The 14,717-nt window shown below is 72.0% G+C and carries 15 protein-coding genes; 7 read left to right on the forward strand and 8 right to left on the reverse strand.

Going from position 1 to position 14,717, the window contains the following annotated elements:
• Position 1: 1 nt before the first annotated feature.
• Both AC5L3X_RS22295 and AC5L3X_RS22300 read right to left on the reverse strand, forming a co-directional pair.
• The gene (locus tag AC5L3X_RS22295) at positions 2–619 is read right to left on the reverse strand and encodes a TetR/AcrR family transcriptional regulator (protein ID WP_358472057.1); all 618 of its coding nucleotides are present in this window, start codon (positions 617–619) and stop codon (positions 2–4) included.
• A gap of 15 nt (positions 620–634) precedes the next feature.
• Positions 635–1,450 (reverse strand): SDR family oxidoreductase, encoded by an 816-nt coding sequence (locus AC5L3X_RS22300; protein WP_189125767.1) that lies wholly within the window; start codon positions 1,448–1,450, stop codon positions 635–637.
• 47 nt (positions 1,451–1,497) lie between these two features.
• Between AC5L3X_RS22300 and AC5L3X_RS22305 the strand changes: the two genes are divergently transcribed.
• Genes AC5L3X_RS22305 through AC5L3X_RS22315 form a run of 3 tightly spaced genes read left to right on the forward strand, consistent with a single transcriptional unit; the run spans position 1,498 to position 4,497 of the window.
• On the forward strand, positions 1,498–2,337 hold the full coding sequence (locus tag AC5L3X_RS22305) for an enoyl-CoA hydratase (protein WP_494859287.1): 840 nt from the start codon (positions 1,498–1,500) through the stop codon (positions 2,335–2,337).
• A complete protein-coding gene (locus tag AC5L3X_RS22310) occupies positions 2,327–3,457 on the forward strand; it encodes an acyl-CoA dehydrogenase family protein (RefSeq protein ID WP_494859288.1) in 1,131 nt (376 codons plus the stop codon). Before AC5L3X_RS22305 ends, AC5L3X_RS22310 begins: the two co-directional genes overlap by 11 nt.
• The gene (locus AC5L3X_RS22315; protein WP_494859290.1) at positions 3,454–4,497 is read left to right on the forward strand and encodes an acyl-CoA dehydrogenase family protein; all 1,044 of its coding nucleotides are present in this window, start codon (positions 3,454–3,456) and stop codon (positions 4,495–4,497) included. Before AC5L3X_RS22310 ends, AC5L3X_RS22315 begins: the two co-directional genes overlap by 4 nt.
• A gap of 192 nt (positions 4,498–4,689) precedes the next feature.
• On the opposite strand, the gene AC5L3X_RS22320 is transcribed toward AC5L3X_RS22315, so the two are convergent.
• Genes AC5L3X_RS22320 through AC5L3X_RS22335 form a run of 4 tightly spaced genes read right to left on the reverse strand, consistent with a single transcriptional unit; the run spans position 4,690 to position 8,109 of the window.
• Positions 4,690–5,754, reverse strand: a complete 1,065-nt coding sequence (locus AC5L3X_RS22320; RefSeq protein ID WP_494859292.1) for an NAD(P)H-dependent flavin oxidoreductase — start codon at positions 5,752–5,754, stop codon at positions 4,690–4,692.
• Positions 5,751–6,503: a CoA-transferase subunit beta gene (locus tag AC5L3X_RS22325; protein WP_494859293.1), complete on the reverse strand. Its 753-nt coding sequence runs from the start codon at positions 6,501–6,503 to the stop codon at positions 5,751–5,753. Before AC5L3X_RS22325 ends, AC5L3X_RS22320 begins: the two co-directional genes overlap by 4 nt.
• On the reverse strand, positions 6,500–7,360 hold the full coding sequence (locus AC5L3X_RS22330; protein ID WP_494859294.1) for a CoA transferase subunit A: 861 nt from the start codon (positions 7,358–7,360) through the stop codon (positions 6,500–6,502). Before AC5L3X_RS22330 ends, AC5L3X_RS22325 begins: the two co-directional genes overlap by 4 nt.
• Positions 7,360–8,109 carry an enoyl-CoA hydratase family protein gene (locus AC5L3X_RS22335; protein WP_494859295.1) on the reverse strand — a complete coding sequence of 250 codons (750 nt, stop codon included), beginning with the start codon at positions 8,107–8,109 and terminating at the stop codon, positions 7,360–7,362. Before AC5L3X_RS22335 ends, AC5L3X_RS22330 begins: the two co-directional genes overlap by 1 nt.
• Before the next feature lie 103 nt (positions 8,110–8,212).
• Between AC5L3X_RS22335 and AC5L3X_RS22340 the strand changes: the two genes are divergently transcribed.
• Positions 8,213–9,115 carry an SDR family oxidoreductase gene (locus AC5L3X_RS22340; protein WP_494859296.1) on the forward strand — a complete coding sequence of 301 codons (903 nt, stop codon included), beginning with the start codon at positions 8,213–8,215 and terminating at the stop codon, positions 9,113–9,115.
• Between the two features lie 4 nt (positions 9,116–9,119).
• On the opposite strand, the gene AC5L3X_RS22345 is transcribed toward AC5L3X_RS22340, so the two are convergent.
• Entirely contained in the window at positions 9,120–10,646 is a 1,527-nt protein-coding gene (locus AC5L3X_RS22345; protein ID WP_494859450.1) for an MFS transporter, read from the reverse strand.
• Between the two features lie 64 nt (positions 10,647–10,710).
• Between AC5L3X_RS22345 and AC5L3X_RS22350 the strand changes: the two genes are divergently transcribed.
• The 3 genes from AC5L3X_RS22350 (at position 10,711) to AC5L3X_RS22360 (ending at position 13,026) form a co-directional block, all read left to right on the forward strand.
• Entirely contained in the window at positions 10,711–11,340 is a 630-nt protein-coding gene (locus tag AC5L3X_RS22350) for a TetR/AcrR family transcriptional regulator (protein WP_494859298.1), read from the forward strand.
• 79 nt (positions 11,341–11,419) lie between these two features.
• Positions 11,420–11,746: a hypothetical protein gene (locus AC5L3X_RS22355; protein ID WP_494859299.1), complete on the forward strand. Its 327-nt coding sequence runs from the start codon at positions 11,420–11,422 to the stop codon at positions 11,744–11,746.
• A 167-nt stretch (positions 11,747–11,913) separates the two neighbouring features.
• Positions 11,914–13,026 carry a hypothetical protein gene (locus AC5L3X_RS22360; RefSeq protein WP_494859300.1) on the forward strand — a complete coding sequence of 371 codons (1,113 nt, stop codon included), beginning with the start codon at positions 11,914–11,916 and terminating at the stop codon, positions 13,024–13,026.
• Here the strand turns inward: AC5L3X_RS22360 and AC5L3X_RS22365 are convergent.
• The gene (locus AC5L3X_RS22365) at positions 13,023–14,618 is read right to left on the reverse strand and encodes a FadD3 family acyl-CoA ligase (RefSeq protein ID WP_494859301.1); all 1,596 of its coding nucleotides are present in this window, start codon (positions 14,616–14,618) and stop codon (positions 13,023–13,025) included. The genes AC5L3X_RS22360 and AC5L3X_RS22365 overlap by 4 nt on opposite strands.
• Positions 14,619–14,717 lie beyond the last annotated feature (99 nt).

Here is a 14,717-nt window from a genome sequence, read left to right on the forward strand (position 1 = left end):
CTCAGGTTGTCAGGATCCCTTCCAGGACCATCGCTATGTACTGCCTGGCGATCTCTTCGGCGGGCAGTGGGCCGTCGGTTCGGTACCAGCTCGCGGCCACCCACACGGTGTCGCGGATGAAGCGGTAGATCAGTCCGGTGTCGAGGTCGGCGCGCAGGATCCCGTCCGTGACCCCCCGGTCGAGCACCGAGAGCCACATCTCGCGGAACCGCTGCTGCGAGTCGACCAAGTACGAGAAACGCGGATTTGTCGCCAGATGCTTGGATTCGTTCTGATAGATCACCACGGCCGGCCGGTAGCGCTCGATGCACCGGAACGACTCGGTGATCAGCGCCTCGAACGTCTCCCGAGCGCCCAGGCCGGAGGCGATCACCTTGTCGTAGGCGGACCACATGTCGGCGAGGAAGACGGACAGGATCTCGTCGACCATCGCCTCCTTGGAGTCGAAGTGGTAGTAGAGGCTGCCCCCGAGGATGTCGGCGGCGTCGGCCACCTCGCGAACCGTCGTGGCCGCGTATCCCCGTGACGCGAACACCTCGGCGGCGGTCGCGAGCAACTCCGCCCGCCGCCCGGCCCGGGCGGCGGCGGTGCTCTGGGAATCTCGGCGTCGTGCGCTCATCGGAAGGCAGACCTCTCAGGGATGCTGACTGGAGACCGAGACGACCTCTCCGGTCATGTAGGAGGAGTAGTCGCTCGCGAGGAAGACGATAACGTTGGCGACCTCCCACGGCTCCGCGTAGCGGCCGAACGCCTCCCTGCCGGTGAGCTCGGCCAGCAACTCCTCGGTCGTGACCTTGGCCAGGTGCGGGTGCATGGCCAGCGAGGGGGCCACCGCGTTGATCCGCACACCGTACGGCGCGGCCTCGATCGCCGCGCACCGGGTCAGCGCCATGACGCCGGCCTTGGCCGCGGCGTAGTGGGCCTGGCCCTCCTGCGCCCGCCAGCCGATCACCGACGCGTTGTTGACGATCACGCCGCGGCCTCGCGGCTGCATGCGCGCCAGCGCGGCCCGGGTGCAGCGCATCGTGCCGCCCAGGGTCACGTCCAGCACGCGGCCCCACTGCTCGTCGGTCATCTCGACGAGCTTGGCCGTGCCGCCGAGGCCGGCGTTGTTGACCACCACGTCGACCGGGCCGAATCTCTCCTCGGCGGTCGCGAACAGGTGCTGGACCTGCTCCTCGGAGGTGACGTCGCACGGGACCGCGGTCACCGCCGCGCCGTACTCGCCCTCCAGGACCGCCAGGCTCTCCCCGAGCCGGCGCTCGTGGGCGTCGCTGATCACCACCCGCGCGCCCTCCTCCAGCAGGCGGCGCGCGCACGCGCCGCCGATGCCGGTGCCGGCGGCGGCCGTCACCACGGCCACCCGGCCGCGCAGCAGGCCGTGACCGGGAACGTAGGCCGGCGGACCGGCAGGGACCCGCGCCGGGTCCTCCTCCTCGCTGAGCTTCACGTGGTTTACTCTACCAAATAGTTGTTAGAAAGAATGCGAGGGCCCCCATGACCGTGGTGCGCTACGAACGGCGCGGACCCGTGGCGGTGGTCACCATGAACCGCCCCGACTACCGCAACGCCCAGAACTCGGCGATGACCTACGCCCTCGACGAGGCCTTCTACCGGGCCGCCGACGACGACGAGGTCAAGGTGATCGTGCTGGCCGGAGCGGGCAAGCACTTCTCCGCCGGCCACGACATCGGCACCCCCGAGCGCGACGCGCACGTCTCGTTCGAGCGTAAGGCGGGGCTGTGGTGGGACCACGTGGGCAAGGACGGCGCGGAGAGCCGGTTCGCCCGCGAGTCGGAGGTCTACCTCGGGATGTGCCGGCGGTGGCGGGAGATCCCCAAACCGACGATCGCGATGGTGCAGGGCGCGTGCATCGCGGGCGGGCTCATGCTGGCCTGGGTGTGCGACCTGATCGTCGCCTCGGACGACGCGTTCTTCGCCGACCCGGTGGTGCGGATGGGCATCCCGGGCGTCGAGTACTTCGCCCACCCGTGGGCGATGCCGCCGCGGATCGCCAAGGAGTTCCTCTACACCGGCGACCGGATGCCCGCACGGCGCGCGTACGAGGTGGGGATGGTCAACCGGCTGGTGCCCCGCGAGGAGCTGGAGGCGCAGACGCTGGCGCTGGCCGAGCGGATCGCGGCCATGCCGCGGATGGGCCTCGCGCTCACCAAGAAGGCGGTCAACCAGGCCGAGGACCTGCAGGGCATGCACGCCGGCATGGACTCCGTCTTCGGCCTGCACCATCTCGCCCACGCGCACAACGCCGAGACCGCCGCCGACTCCCTGGCCGGGATGGACCCCAAGAGCATGAAGGCGGCCGCCGATGGATCTTGACCTGTCGTCCGTGGAACCGTTCCGCGCCGAGGTGCGCGCCTGGCTGCGCGCCCATGTGCCCGCCGCGCCCCTGCCGTCGCTGGAGACGGAGGAGGGCTTCGCCGCCCACCGCGCCTGGGAGCGCCGGCTGCACGAGGCCCGCCTGTCGGTGGTGTCCTGGCCGGAGGAGTACGGCGGCCGGGACGCGACGCCGCTGGAGTGGCTGGTCTTCGAGGAGGAGTACTACGCGGCCGGGGCGCCGGGCCGGGTCGGCCAGAACGGCATCAACCTGCTCGCGCCCACCCTCTTCCAGCACGGCACTCCCGAACAGCTCGCCCGCGTGCTGCCGCCGATGGCCTCGGGCGAGGTCATCTGGGCGCAGGCCTGGTCGGAGCCCGGCGCGGGCAGCGACCTGGCGTCCCTGCGGGCCACCGCCACCCGGGTCGCCGGCGGCTGGCGGCTGAACGGCCAGAAGACGTGGAGCTCGCGCGCCGCCTTCGCCGACCGGGGCTTCGGCCCGTTCCGCTCCGACCCCGAGGCCGGGCGGCACCACGGCCTGACCTACCTGATGTTCGCGCTGGACGCCGAGGGCGTCACCCGCAGGCCGATCGGCCGCATCGACGGCAAGCCCGCCTTCGCCGAGCTCTTCTTCGACGACGTGTTCGTGCCCGACCACGACGTCATCGGCGAGCCGGGCTCGGGCTGGCGGGTCGCGATGAGCACCACGGGCAACGAGCGCGGGCTCACCCTGCGCAGCCCGGGGCGGTTCCTGGCCGCCGCCGACCGGCTGGTGGAGCTCTGGCAGGCGCACGGCGACCCCGCCGACACCGCGCTGCGCGACCGGGTGGCCGACGCGTGGATCAGGGCCCGCGCCTACCGGCTCAAGGGATTCGAGACGATCTCCCGCACCGAGGACGTGGGCGCGGAGTCCAGCGTCAACAAGATCTTCTGGTCGGAGCTGGACGTGGCGCTGCACGAGACGGCGCTCGACCTGCTCGGCCCGGACGGCGAGCTGGCGGGCGAGTGGCTGGAGGGCTACGTCTTCTCCCTGGCCGGCCCGATCTACGCCGGGACCAACGAGATTCAGCGCAACGTCATCGCCGAGCGCGTGCTCGGCCTGCCGAGAGCGGGGCGGCCGTGAAGTTCATCCTCGACGCCGAGCAGCGGCTGTTCGGCGAGACCCTGGACAAGTTGCTGGCCCAGGCGGGCACCCCCGCCGTGGCCCGCGACTGGGCGGCCGGCCGGCCGGAGCCGGGCCTGGCCCTGTGGCGGTCGCTGGCGGAGGCGGGGCTGTTCGCGGTCGCCGTGCCCGAGCGGGCGGACGGCGCGGGCGTGCTGCCCGTGGAGCTGGTGACCGCGTTCCACGAGCTCGGCAGGCACGGCGTGCCCGGCCCCTACGCCGAGACCTTCGCCGCCGCGGTGCTGCTCGACCGGCTCTCCATCCCCGCCGAAGGCCCCGCCAGGGGTACACCGGACGCCGCGTCGTCCTTCCTCGCCGAGGGAACGGCCGAGGCGTGGCTGTCCGGCGTCGCCGAGGGCACGGTCATGGTGTCGCTCGCGCTGCCCCCGGCCGTGCCGTACGCGCTGGACGCGGACGTGGCGAGCGTGGTGCTGACCGTCGAGGGTGACGAGCTGCGGGCCGCCGCTCCTGGTCAGGTCCGGGAGTCGCTGGACCCGGCGCGGCGGCTGTTCCCGGTCGTGCCGGGCGACGTGCTGGCCGCCGGTCCCGAGGTGTCGGCCGCCGCCGGGCAGGCGCGCGACCTCGGCACGCTGGCCTGCGCCGCGCAGGTCGTCGGCGTCGGGCGCCGGCTGCTGGAGGTGTCGGTGGAGTACGCCGGAACCAGGCGGCAGTTCGGGCGGCCGATCGGCGAGTTCCAGGCGGTCAAGCACCAGCTGGCGAACGCGCTGGTCGAGCTGGAGTACGCCCGGCCGCTGGTGCACGGCGCGGCTCTCGCGTACGGGTCGCCGGACTTCTCCCGTGAGGTGTCGGCAGCCAAGGCGATGGCGTCGGACGCGGCGTACGGGGCGGCCCGGATCGCGCTGCAGGTGCACGGCGCGATCGGCTACACCGACGAGTACGACCCGAGCCTGCTGATCCGCAAGGCCCGGGCGTTGCGCGCGGCCTGGGGCTCCCCCGCCGGCCATCGCGCGCGCGTGATGTCGGCCCTCACCGGCCCCTGACCCGGCCCGGCCGGGATGGCCCGGCCGGGTCCAAGCCCGGCCGGCGTGCCCCGACGACCGCCCCGGACGGCCCCGATGGGGGCGGCCGGGGCGGAGGGGTTCGGCGCGCTCGCCGTGGAGCCGTCGCGGTCCGGAACGGTCATCCCGTCAGGTTGACCGCGTTGGTCGCGGAGTCGTCGCGGCCAGGGACGGTCATCCGGTCAGGTTGGCGTCGAGGCCGCGGATCACGCCGGCGGCCTGGGCGACGATCCCGTCGATCAGCTCCGCGCAGGAGGGCAGGTCGTCGATGAGCGCCACCACCTGGCCGGAGGCGAGCACGCCGAGGTCGGGCCGGCCGTCCACCATGGCCGCCTTCAGCAGCATCGGGGTGTTGGCCGCCATCAGGACCTGCGACCAGGTGAGCTCCTTGCCGTGCTTCATGGCCAGACCGTCGCGGATCATCGCGGGCCACGACATCCCGGAGATCTTCTTGAACCGCGCCGCGTTGCGCACCGCGCGGACCATCCCGGACACCGTGCCCGACCGTTCCAGCCCGTCGACCAGCTTGGTCCGCAGCACCCGGTGCGGCATGCCGTCCACCTGGCGGGTGACCACGGTCTCGGACATGCCGAGGTAGGTCCGCTTGACCGCGTCGGGCACCGAGCTGTCGGAGGTGAGCAGGAATCGGGTGCCCATCGCGATGCCGGCCGCGCCGTACGAGAGGGCCGCCGCGAGCCCGCGCCCGTCGAAGAAGCCGCCGGCCGCGATGACCGGGATGTCGACCGCGTCGACCACCTGGGGCAGCAGCAGCGTGGTGGCGACCGCGCCGGTGTGGCCGCCGCCCTCGCCGCCCTGCACCAGCACCGCGTCGGCGCCCCAGGCCGCGACCTTCTCGGCGTGCCGCCGCGCGCCGACGGACGGGATCACCACGACCCCGGCGTCCTTCAACCTGGCGATCAGCTCCTGGCGCGGGGCCAGCGCGAACGAGGCGACCTTCACCTGGTTCCTGATCAGCAGGTCGATGCGGTCGGCCGCGTCGGAGGCGTCGGCGCGCAGGTTGACCCCGAACGGGGCGTCGGTGCGGGAGCGGACCTCCTTGATCGCGGCGGCGAGCTCGTCGAGGGTCATGGTGGCCGAGCCGAGGATGCCGAGCCCTCCGGCGTCGGCCACGGCGGAGACCAGCCGCGGGCCCGCCACCCAGCCCATGCCGGTCTGCACCACCGGATGGCGGACGCCGGTGAGCCGGGTCAGCGGCGTGTCCAGAACCTGCCCCGTCACGAGCGGACCTCGCGGTCGCGCAGGGAGCGCGGGTCGAGCACCTCGCGGATCAGGCGCAGCTCCTCCTCGGACGGCTGCCGGGTCTCCGGCACGTCGCCCTCGATGACCGGCTCGAACCCGGTGGCGGCCAGGATCTGCTCGACCTCGACCCCGGGGTGCGCCGAGAGCAGCCGCATCGCCCCGTCGGGGGCGCCGAAGTCGAAGACCGCGAGGTCGGTCACCACGCGGCGCAGGTCGTGGAACCGGGCCGCCCCCGGACCGAGCTCGGCGGCCCGGTCGGTGCCGACGCCGCTGACCACGTCGACCTTCGGCACGAAGACACGGGCCGAGTGGCGCGGGATCCAGTAGCTGGTCGGGTTGCAGATCGTGTTGCCGGGCGCGCCGCGCACGCCCAGGAGCTGCGACTTCGGCCGCGCCCAGTCGCCGACGGCGGAGATGTTGGTGTTGCCGTGCCGGTCGATCTGCGAGGCGCCCATCATCACGTGCCGGCGCCCGTTCTGCACCAGCCACAGGTGCTCGCGGAACGGCAGCCAGCCTTCGACCGGGCCGGCCGGCGCGCCGAACGGCACCGGTTCTGCGGTGAGCAGCGCGCCGCCGTCGGTGGTCAGCAGGCCGGGCTCGAACGTGAGCCGGGCCAGCCGGGCGCCCAGGATCGAGCAGGTGCCCATCGCCGCCGCCAGGATCTCGCCGTCGCCCCGCCACGCCTCGGCGCAGGCCACCACGCAGATCTCCGCTCGGGTCGCGCTCATCGTGCCGTCCCTTCCTGCTCCTCGTGCCACTGCCGTACGGCCTGCCGGTAGGCGTCCTCGTCACCGGACAGGAAGCGGTCCTCGAAGGCGGCCCACTGCGTCGGGTCGGCCGCCGAGGCGGCGTAGTGCCGCTGGAACGCCTCGTCACGGCCGGAGCCGAGGTCGGTGAAGTGGCCGCCGTCCGGCGTCTCCACCACGCCCGTGACGTGCATGCGGCTGACCAGCAGCGTCTGGGGCGGGCCGCCCAGCTCTCCGGCGGGCACCATCCGCTCACAGGACAGGTAGCAGCGGGAGGCGGCCTTGGCGAACAGGTCGTCCATGTACGGGTCGGGGCCGAGGTAGCGGCCGTTGCCCCGGGTGTCGGCCAGGTCGAGGTGCACGAGCGCCGCGTCCATGGTGAGCGCGGGCACCGCGACCAGCTCCTCCTGGTCCTCGTACGGCGAGCGGACGGTGCGCAGGCCGGGGTTGACCCGCATGACGTCGGAGCCGAGCCCGGCCCGCGTCGGCAGGAACGGCAGCCGGTGCGCCCCGGCCAGCAGGCCGAACATGAACATGCCCTCGTCGTACTCGGTGAACTCGATCGCCCCGCTCTGCCGGGCGGCCCGGAAGTGCGGTTCGAGGGCGACGGAGTCGAGCGTCACGAACGGGGCGACGACCCGGCGGACCTTGCCGGCGGCGCAGAGCAGGCCCACGTCGGGCCCGCCGTACGAGACGAGGGTCAGGTCCTTGAGCGAGGACCGGTGGATCGCCCGGACCAGGGCCATCGGCTTGCGCCGCGAGCCCCAGCCGCCGATCCCGATCGTCATGCCGCTCTCCAGCGAGCCGACGATCTCCTCAACGGACATCACGGCGCCCATCAGCTGCCTCCTTCCGCGACGAAGGCGTCCCGGTGCCGGTCACCGGCGCCCATCAGGTTGAGCTCGTAGGTGAGGCCCTGCTCGAAGCGGTAGCTGCGCTTGACGTCAACGGGGTCGATGCCGTTGAGGGACTCCTTGGCGCGCCGGATCACGTACGGGTCCTTGTCGGCGATCTGGGCGGCCACCTTCAGCGCGGCGTCGCGGAGCCCCTCGCGGGGCGCGAGCTCCAGCACCGAGCCGAACGCGTGCAGCTCGGCCGCCGTGACGTTGCGGCAGGTGTAGACCATGGCGCGCATCAGGTGCTGGGGCACCAGCCGGGCCAGATGGGTGGCCGCGCCGAGCGCGCCCCGCTCGACCTCGGGCAGCCCGAAGTAGGCGTCGTCGGAGGCCACCACGATGTCGGCGTTGCCGGCCAGGCCGACCCCACCGCCCAGGCAGAACCCGTGCACGGCGGCGATCACGGGAACCTCGCACTCGTAGACCGCCGCGAAGGCCGCGTAACACCCCCGGTTGGCCCCGACCAGCGCTTCGAAGCCGCTGGTGGCCTGCATCTCCTTGATATCGACGCCGGCGTTGAAGCCCCGGCCCTCGGCGCGCAGCACGACCACGCGGGTCCCGGGGTCACGTCCGGCCTCTCGTACGGCGTCGGCCAGGTCGAACCAGCCCCGCACGGTCAGCGCGTTGACCGGCGGCACGTCCATCACGACCTCGGCGATGCCCTCGCCGTGGGTGCTGGTGGAGATTCCCATAAGCTACCTTTCGACCTAACATTTGTTAGAAACTAAGCTAGCAGAGCGGCCCGTTTTCCTGAACGCCGCCCGATTTCTCCGTAGAACCGCAAGGAGCCTGAGCATGATCTGCGAGGACCGAGTCGTCATCGTGACCGGCGCCGGGCGCGGCCTCGGCCGCGCGCACGCGCTGGAGTTCGCCCGGCAGGGCGCCCGGGTCGTGGTCAACGACCTGGGGGTGGGCCCCTCCGGTGAGGGCGGGTCGGACGGCCCGGCCCAGACGGTGGCCGAGGAGATCCGCGCGCTGGGCGGCGAGGCGGTGGCCGACCGCTCCGACATCGCCACCGAGGAGGGAGCGCGACTGCTGGTGGCGAGCGCGCTGGAGCACTTCGGGCGGCTCGACACCCTGGTCAACAACGCCGGGTTCGTCCGCGACCGGATGCTGGTCAACCTGTCCGAACAGGAGTGGGACGCGGTGACGCGGGTCCATCTGAAGGGGCACTTCCTGCCGCTGAAGCACGCCGGGCTGCACTGGCGGGCCGAGTCCAAGGCCGGCCGGCCGGTGGACGCCCGCGTGATCAACACCTCTTCCGGGGCCGGTCTGCTGGGCAGCGTCGGGCAGGGCAACTACTCGGCCGCCAAGGCGGGCATCGTGGGGCTCACGCTGGTCGCGGCGGCCGAGCTGGGCCGCTACGGCGTGACCGTCAACGCCATCGCGCCGGCCGCACGCACCCGGATGACCGAGGAGGTCTTCGCGCGGACGATGGCGGCCCCCGAGGAGGGCGTGTTCGACGCCATGGCGCCCGAGAACGTGTCGCCGCTGGTCGTCTGGCTCGGCTCCGCCGAGTCCAAGGACGTGACCGGGCGGGTCTTCGAGGTCGAGGGCGGCCGGATCTGCGTGATGGAGGGCTTCCGTCACGGCCCGGCCACCGACAAGGGCGCGCGCTGGGAGCCGGCCGAGCTGGGCCCCCGGATCGCCGCCCTTCTCGCCGACGCCACCCCGCCGGAGCCCGTCTACGGCGCCTGACCGGTCAGCCTGCGCTCACGTTCTCGCGGGACAGGCGCAGCCCTGTCCAGGCGATGACGACGAGCGCGACGGTGAGCGCGACGGCGAGATGGCCGGTCGCGCCGAAGGCGGAGGCGAACGCGCTCCTGGCCGCCTCGGTGACGGCGACCGCCAGATCGGGCGGAAGGTGCCGAGCCGCGTCCTGGGCGGCCGTGATGCTCTCCCGCGCCGCGGCGGCGCTGCCGGCCGGGAGGGCGTCCGGAAGCAGGTCGCCGACCGTCAGCCGGTACACGACGGTCACGACGCTGCCCGTGCCCGCGATCCCCAGCGCGACGCCGAGCTCCCCGCTGGTCTCCGACAGCGCGGCGGCCGATCCGGTCCGGGCCGGCGGAGCGGAGCCGACGACCAGGTCCGTGGTCAGCACGGTGGTGGGGCTGAGGCCGAGCGCGGCCAGGGCCGCGCCGGAGATGAGCATCCACACCGGCCCGTCCGCGCTGACCTGACTGAGGGTGAGGAACCCCGCGATGGAGACGGCCGCGCCCGCGACGATCACCGTTCGGACCCCCCAGCGGGCGGCCAGCATCGGCGCCGTGAGCGAGCCCGCGATCGCCAGCAGGGCGACGGGCACGGTCAGCAGTCCCGCGCGCAGCGGCGAGAGGCCGGCGACGAACTGCAGGAACTGCGGCGTCAGGAAGCTCACCCCGGTGACGGCGAAGATCCCGACGGTGAGCAGGGCCAGGGCCGTACGGAACGCGCGGGCGCGGAAGAGGGTCAGATCGACCAGAGGGTTCGCGAGCCGGCGCTGGCGGCGCAGGAAGACGACGGCGAGCAGGACGCCGGCGACCGGCACGACCACCGCGTGCGCCTGCGGCCCGGAGCCGGCGAGTTCCTTGAGGCCGTACACGAGGGCGAGCATCGCCGCGATGGACAGCGCCACGCTCAGCGGGTCCACGGGCGCCTCCTCCTCGCCGCGGCTCTCCGGCAGCAGGCGCGGACCGAGCAGCACGACGAGCGACATGATCGGGATCGCGATCACGAAGACCGATCCCCACCAGAAGACCTCCAGCAGCGCGCCGCCGATGAGGGGGCCGAGCGCGATGCCCGCCGAGAAGGTGGTCATCCATACCGCGATCGCCGTGGCGCGCTGGCCGTCGTGGTGGAACATCGACCGGATCAGCGCGAGCGTCGAGGGCATCAGCGTGGCGCCGGCGACGCCGAGCGCCGCCCGCGCCGCTATCAGCATCACGGGACCGGTCGCCAGCGCGGCGCACAACGACGCGGCGGCGAAGGCACCCGCGCCGATGAGCAGCAGGCGCCGGCGGCCGATCCGATCGCCCAGCCAGCCCATGGTCACCAGACAACCAGCGATCATGAAGCCGTAGACGTCGAGCACCCACAGCCACTGCGTGGCGGTGAGGCCGAGGTCGTCCGCGATGTGCGGGGCGGCCAGGAACAGCACGCTGGCATCGATCGCCAGCACGAACAGAGGTAAGGCCAGCAGGCCGAGCCCGGCCCACTCGCGTCCGCCCGCCCGCCGCGCCGCTTCCACCATCACATTTCCCCCTATTTCGATCCGATACGGACCGTATCGTAAGAGAGGGTGAGAAACTACGTCAATGACCAAGCACGCAGGCGGACGACCGCGCGACGCGCTCATCGACGAGGCGGTGTTGCGCGCGGTGTCGGATCTCCTGGACGAGGAGGGCTACCGGGCACTCGCGATCGAGCAGGTGGCCAAGCGGGCCGGGGTCAGCAAAACGGCCGTCTACCGGCGCTGGCCCAGCCGCCAGCTCCTCGTGCTGGCTGAGCTCGAACGGCGCATGGGCGAGGTGGAGCCTCCAGCGACCGGATGCGTCGTCTGCGATCTGAACGAGGCGCTGACGCTGTTCGCGCGCACCTTCAGGTGCATGGGCCCGGAGATCTTCTCCCCGTTGCTGGCCGACTGCGGCGCGGACCCCGACCTGCGGCAGCGCTTCCTGGACACGCTGTTCGTCCCGCCGAGGACGGCCGTGCGCGATACCCTGCGACGCGCCCGGGACCGCGGCGACCTGCGCGAGGACCTGGATCTCACCATGGCGGTCGACTCGCTGGCCTCGCTCGTCTTCTACCGGCTGCTGTTCGGCCACGCGCCCGTCGACGAGGCCGCGATCGAGCGGGCGGTCGACGGGCTGCTGCGGGGCCTCGCCCGCGACTTCGACACCCTCGCCAGGACCGCCGACGCCCACTCCCGCACGCCTGACCGGTGAGCGGCCCACCGATCCGCCACCACCCAAGGTGCGGCCAATCGACCGCATAATTCCCCGCTTTGCGGACTAATCTGCTCATATGCGTGATCATGTGATTGTTAGCCCGACCGATATCAAATCGGCAGGCGCGAGATGCGCCGAGGTGGGGAGGGTGCTCGAAGAACATGCTCGCGTGTTCCGGGACGACGCGGCTCCTACCCCAGGGTGCTTCGGTCTGGTGGAAGGCGCATCCCGAGAGCTCGACGTCAACTACCTGGACTTCCACACCGAGGTGAGCGAATACGTCACCGATCTTCACCAGAAGCTGACCGCGGCGGGCACGGCTCTCATGCGCATAGGCCGCCTTCAGGAACGCGTCGAGGCGCACCAGCGAGAGCGAATGGACCGGCTTTCCGATGGCGACTGACGGGGAGGCACTAACGGCCGGCTGCCACCTCGGAAGTGGAGAACGAGGCAATCCCCAAGCCAGCGAGCAAGCGCTTGCGTCTGATCTCGTGAGGAAGGGAATGCATGGCCGAGTGGTACGACAGCCCTCTGCAGCTCCTTGAGACGCTCTACCACGCGATACGTCGTATGGGCGACGACCAGGACGTGCACCGCCTGCATACCATGGCGTGGGCCTGCCATGAGATGCGGCTGGCGCTGGCGAAAGCGGACACCGAGATCAAGCTAGCGGAACGCCGGCTCGCGACGTGGCAGGGGCCGAGCGCGATCGATTTCAGGCAGACGTACGCCACCCTTCTCGACCCCGAATTCCGAACACAGGCGATCAGCCAGCTCACCACGGCCCGCACCATCCCCGGATCCGCCGCCGATGTGTCGGTCGAGACGCAGAGGGCTCTGGCGGAGCTGATACGAAGCCTGATCATCGCGATCATGACGGCAGTGGCGATCTCGGCTGTCACCGCCGGCCTCAGCAGCCTGGCCGCCTGGGCCCGGTCGGCGAAGACGACCAGCGAGATCGCCGTCGTCGCCACCACGATTCTCGGAAGATTTCGGTTGATCTTCCGTACGCTCGGCGACCTCCTGAGGAGCCTCACGATCACCGTCGGCCGATCACGTGTGGTGCGCGGCCTCGGGACGAAGGTCGGCGACGAACCACAGACCTTCCTCCAGATGGCCCGAGGATCGTGGAAATCGTACTGGCAACTGTATCGATGGGGTTTCTTCGGCAACGTCGCCATCAACATCGTGGCCAACCCGTTCCGAGGACGGAACGCCCTTGACAGGTCTCTCCTGTCGCTCGCCGAGGGCAGCAACTCCGCCATCGTCGCCGGCCTGATCGGGGGGACCGGAGGCATCGGCGCGTTGGCCGCGATGAACCCGTGGAAGCGCAACCTGATCCAGGGGGCCGTCGCCGGCGGTGGTGCCACGTTCTGGAACGACCGAGTCGAGGGCAAGTCGTGGGAGCAGACCGGCAAGGAGGTGGTGTTCGCAGCCGCGTTGGCGGGAGGTCTCAACGTGTTCTATGTCGGCATGGGGGAAAGCAAGTACATGAGCGGAAAGGGCCCCGAGGTCTGGCAAGGTTACTGGAAAGACCTTCCCCCCATGGTGAAGGGCTACGTCATCGGCTTTCCCGGCAACGTCACCATGAGGGTCGCCGTGCCCTGGGCGGCGAAGCCGGAGCCTCTCGACATGCCGGGGCTCAGGCTGCCCGGCGGGCCCGACGCCCCTGATGTCGACTAGCCAGGATCGGAGGCCAGAGCGGGCAGGCCCGCCTTGTCGATCTTGCCGGCCGCGTTGCGCGGGAGGCGGTCGACGAGGACGACCTCGCGGGGCACCTTGAAGTTGGCCAGCCGGTCCCGGCAGTAGGCGATCAGCGCGTCGGGAGCGAGGGCGGCGCCCGGCCGGGCCGCGACGTACGCCCGGCCCACCTCGCCCATCCGGGCGTCCGGCACGCCGACCACCGCCGCCTCGGCTACGCCATCGGCGGCGGCCAGCACCTGCTCGACCTCGGCGGGGTAGACGTTGAACCCGCCCACCACGTACATGTCCTTGGAACGGCCGGTGATGGTCAGGTTGCCGCGTTCGTCGAGCCGGCCCCGGTCGCCGGTCACCAGCCAGCCGTCCCTGATCGTCGCGGCCGTCGCCTCCTCGTCGTCGAGGTAACCCAGCATCACGTTGTGGCCGCGGACCAGCACCTCGCCGTCCTCCCCCACCGGCAGGGGCTCGCCGGCGGCGTCCGCCACGCGCACCTCCACGCCCTCGATGGCCCGCCCGGCGCTGCCGGCCACGGTCTCGTCGTCGTCGTCAAGCGAGCAGGCGGTGACCGTGCCGGACGCCTCCGTCAGCCCGTACGCGGTGATGACCTCGGGGAACAGCTCGGCCCGCATCCGCTGGACCAGGGCCACCGGCACCACGGCCGCGCCGGTCACCGCGAGCCGCAGCGACGACAGGTCGTAGCGGTCACGTTCGGGCGCGTCGAGCATCGTGATGTAGATGGTCGGCGCGCCGGGCAGCACGGTGATCCGCTCGGCCTCGATCAGCCGCATCGTCTCCGCCGCCTCGAACACCGGCTGGAGCACCATCGTGGCGGCCCGCAGCAGGCAGGCGAACACTCCGGCCTTGAAGCCGAAGGTGTGGAAGAGCGGGTTGACGATCAGGTAGCGGTCGGCGTGGTGGAGCCCGTTGCGCTCGCTCCAGGCCAGGTAGGTGCGGACGTTCTGGCGGTGCGTGCACATGACGCCCTTGGGCCGGCCGGTGGTGCCGGAGGTGAACAGGATGTCGGCCACGTCGTCGGGACGCACCGCGGCGGCGCGGGCGACCGCCTCCTCCTCGGGGATCCCGGCCGCCCCGGCGACGAAGTCCGCCCAGGGCATCGCCCCCGGCCGTGCCTTGTCGTCGTACGTCACCACCGCCGACAGGTCGGGCAGCCCGGCCGCGCCGTCGCCCTCGGCGGAGGGCAGGCCGAGCATGGCGAGGTAGGAGTTGCCGAGGAAGCCGTCCTCGACGAACAGGAACCGGACCCGGCCGCGGCCGAGCAGCCAGCGCGCCTCCTCGCCCTTGTACCTGGTGTTGATCGGCACCACGACCGCGCCGACGCTCATCGCGGCGAGGGCGGTGACGATCCAGGGCAGGCCGTTCGGCGCCCAGATCGCGACGCGGTCCCCCGACCGGGCGCCGAGCGCGAGGAACCCTCGGGCCGCCTCGCGCACCCGGTCCAGCAGCCGCGCGTAGGTCAGCCGGGACGAGCCGTCCACCACCGCCTCGGTGCCGGGGAACTCGCGGGCCGCCCGCTCCAGGACGCCGGGGATCGTCAGTGCCTCGTTGTCGCTCACAACATCCTGCCTTCGCAGTCCGGACGCGGCCCGTCGCGCCACGCGTACGTCACGGCCCCCATGGTGGCAAGTGATCGGGGTTCGGCGGAACAGCCGTCC

The organism is Nonomuraea sp. CX421 (assembly GCF_059358955.1).

What these genes read in the sequence shown, in the direction of transcription:
- AC5L3X_RS22295 (WP_358472057.1), bottom strand. Translation starts at nt 619, where the DNA reads ATGAGCGCACGACGCCGAGATTCCCAGAGCACCGCCGCCGCCCGGGCC.
- AC5L3X_RS22305 (WP_494859287.1), top strand. Translation starts at nt 1,498, where the DNA reads ATGACCGTGGTGCGCTACGAACGGCGCGGACCCGTGGCGGTGGTCACC.
- AC5L3X_RS22310 (WP_494859288.1), top strand. Translation starts at nt 2,327, where the DNA reads ATGGATCTTGACCTGTCGTCCGTGGAACCGTTCCGCGCCGAGGTGCGC.
- AC5L3X_RS22325 (WP_494859293.1), bottom strand. Translation starts at nt 6,503, where the DNA reads ATGAGCGCGACCCGAGCGGAGATCTGCGTGGTGGCCTGCGCCGAGGCG.
- AC5L3X_RS22330 (WP_494859294.1), bottom strand. Translation starts at nt 7,360, where the DNA reads ATGGGCGCCGTGATGTCCGTTGAGGAGATCGTCGGCTCGCTGGAGAGC.
- AC5L3X_RS22335 (WP_494859295.1), bottom strand. Translation starts at nt 8,109, where the DNA reads ATGGGAATCTCCACCAGCACCCACGGCGAGGGCATCGCCGAGGTCGTG.
- AC5L3X_RS22340 (WP_494859296.1), top strand. Translation starts at nt 8,213, where the DNA reads ATGATCTGCGAGGACCGAGTCGTCATCGTGACCGGCGCCGGGCGCGGC.
- AC5L3X_RS22345 (WP_494859450.1), bottom strand. Translation starts at nt 10,646, where the DNA reads ATGGTGGAAGCGGCGCGGCGGGCGGGCGGACGCGAGTGGGCCGGGCTC.
- AC5L3X_RS22350 (WP_494859298.1), top strand. Translation starts at nt 10,711, where the DNA reads ATGACCAAGCACGCAGGCGGACGACCGCGCGACGCGCTCATCGACGAG.
- AC5L3X_RS22355 (WP_494859299.1), top strand. Translation starts at nt 11,420, where the DNA reads ATGCGTGATCATGTGATTGTTAGCCCGACCGATATCAAATCGGCAGGC.
- AC5L3X_RS22360 (WP_494859300.1), top strand. Translation starts at nt 11,914, where the DNA reads ATGGGCGACGACCAGGACGTGCACCGCCTGCATACCATGGCGTGGGCC.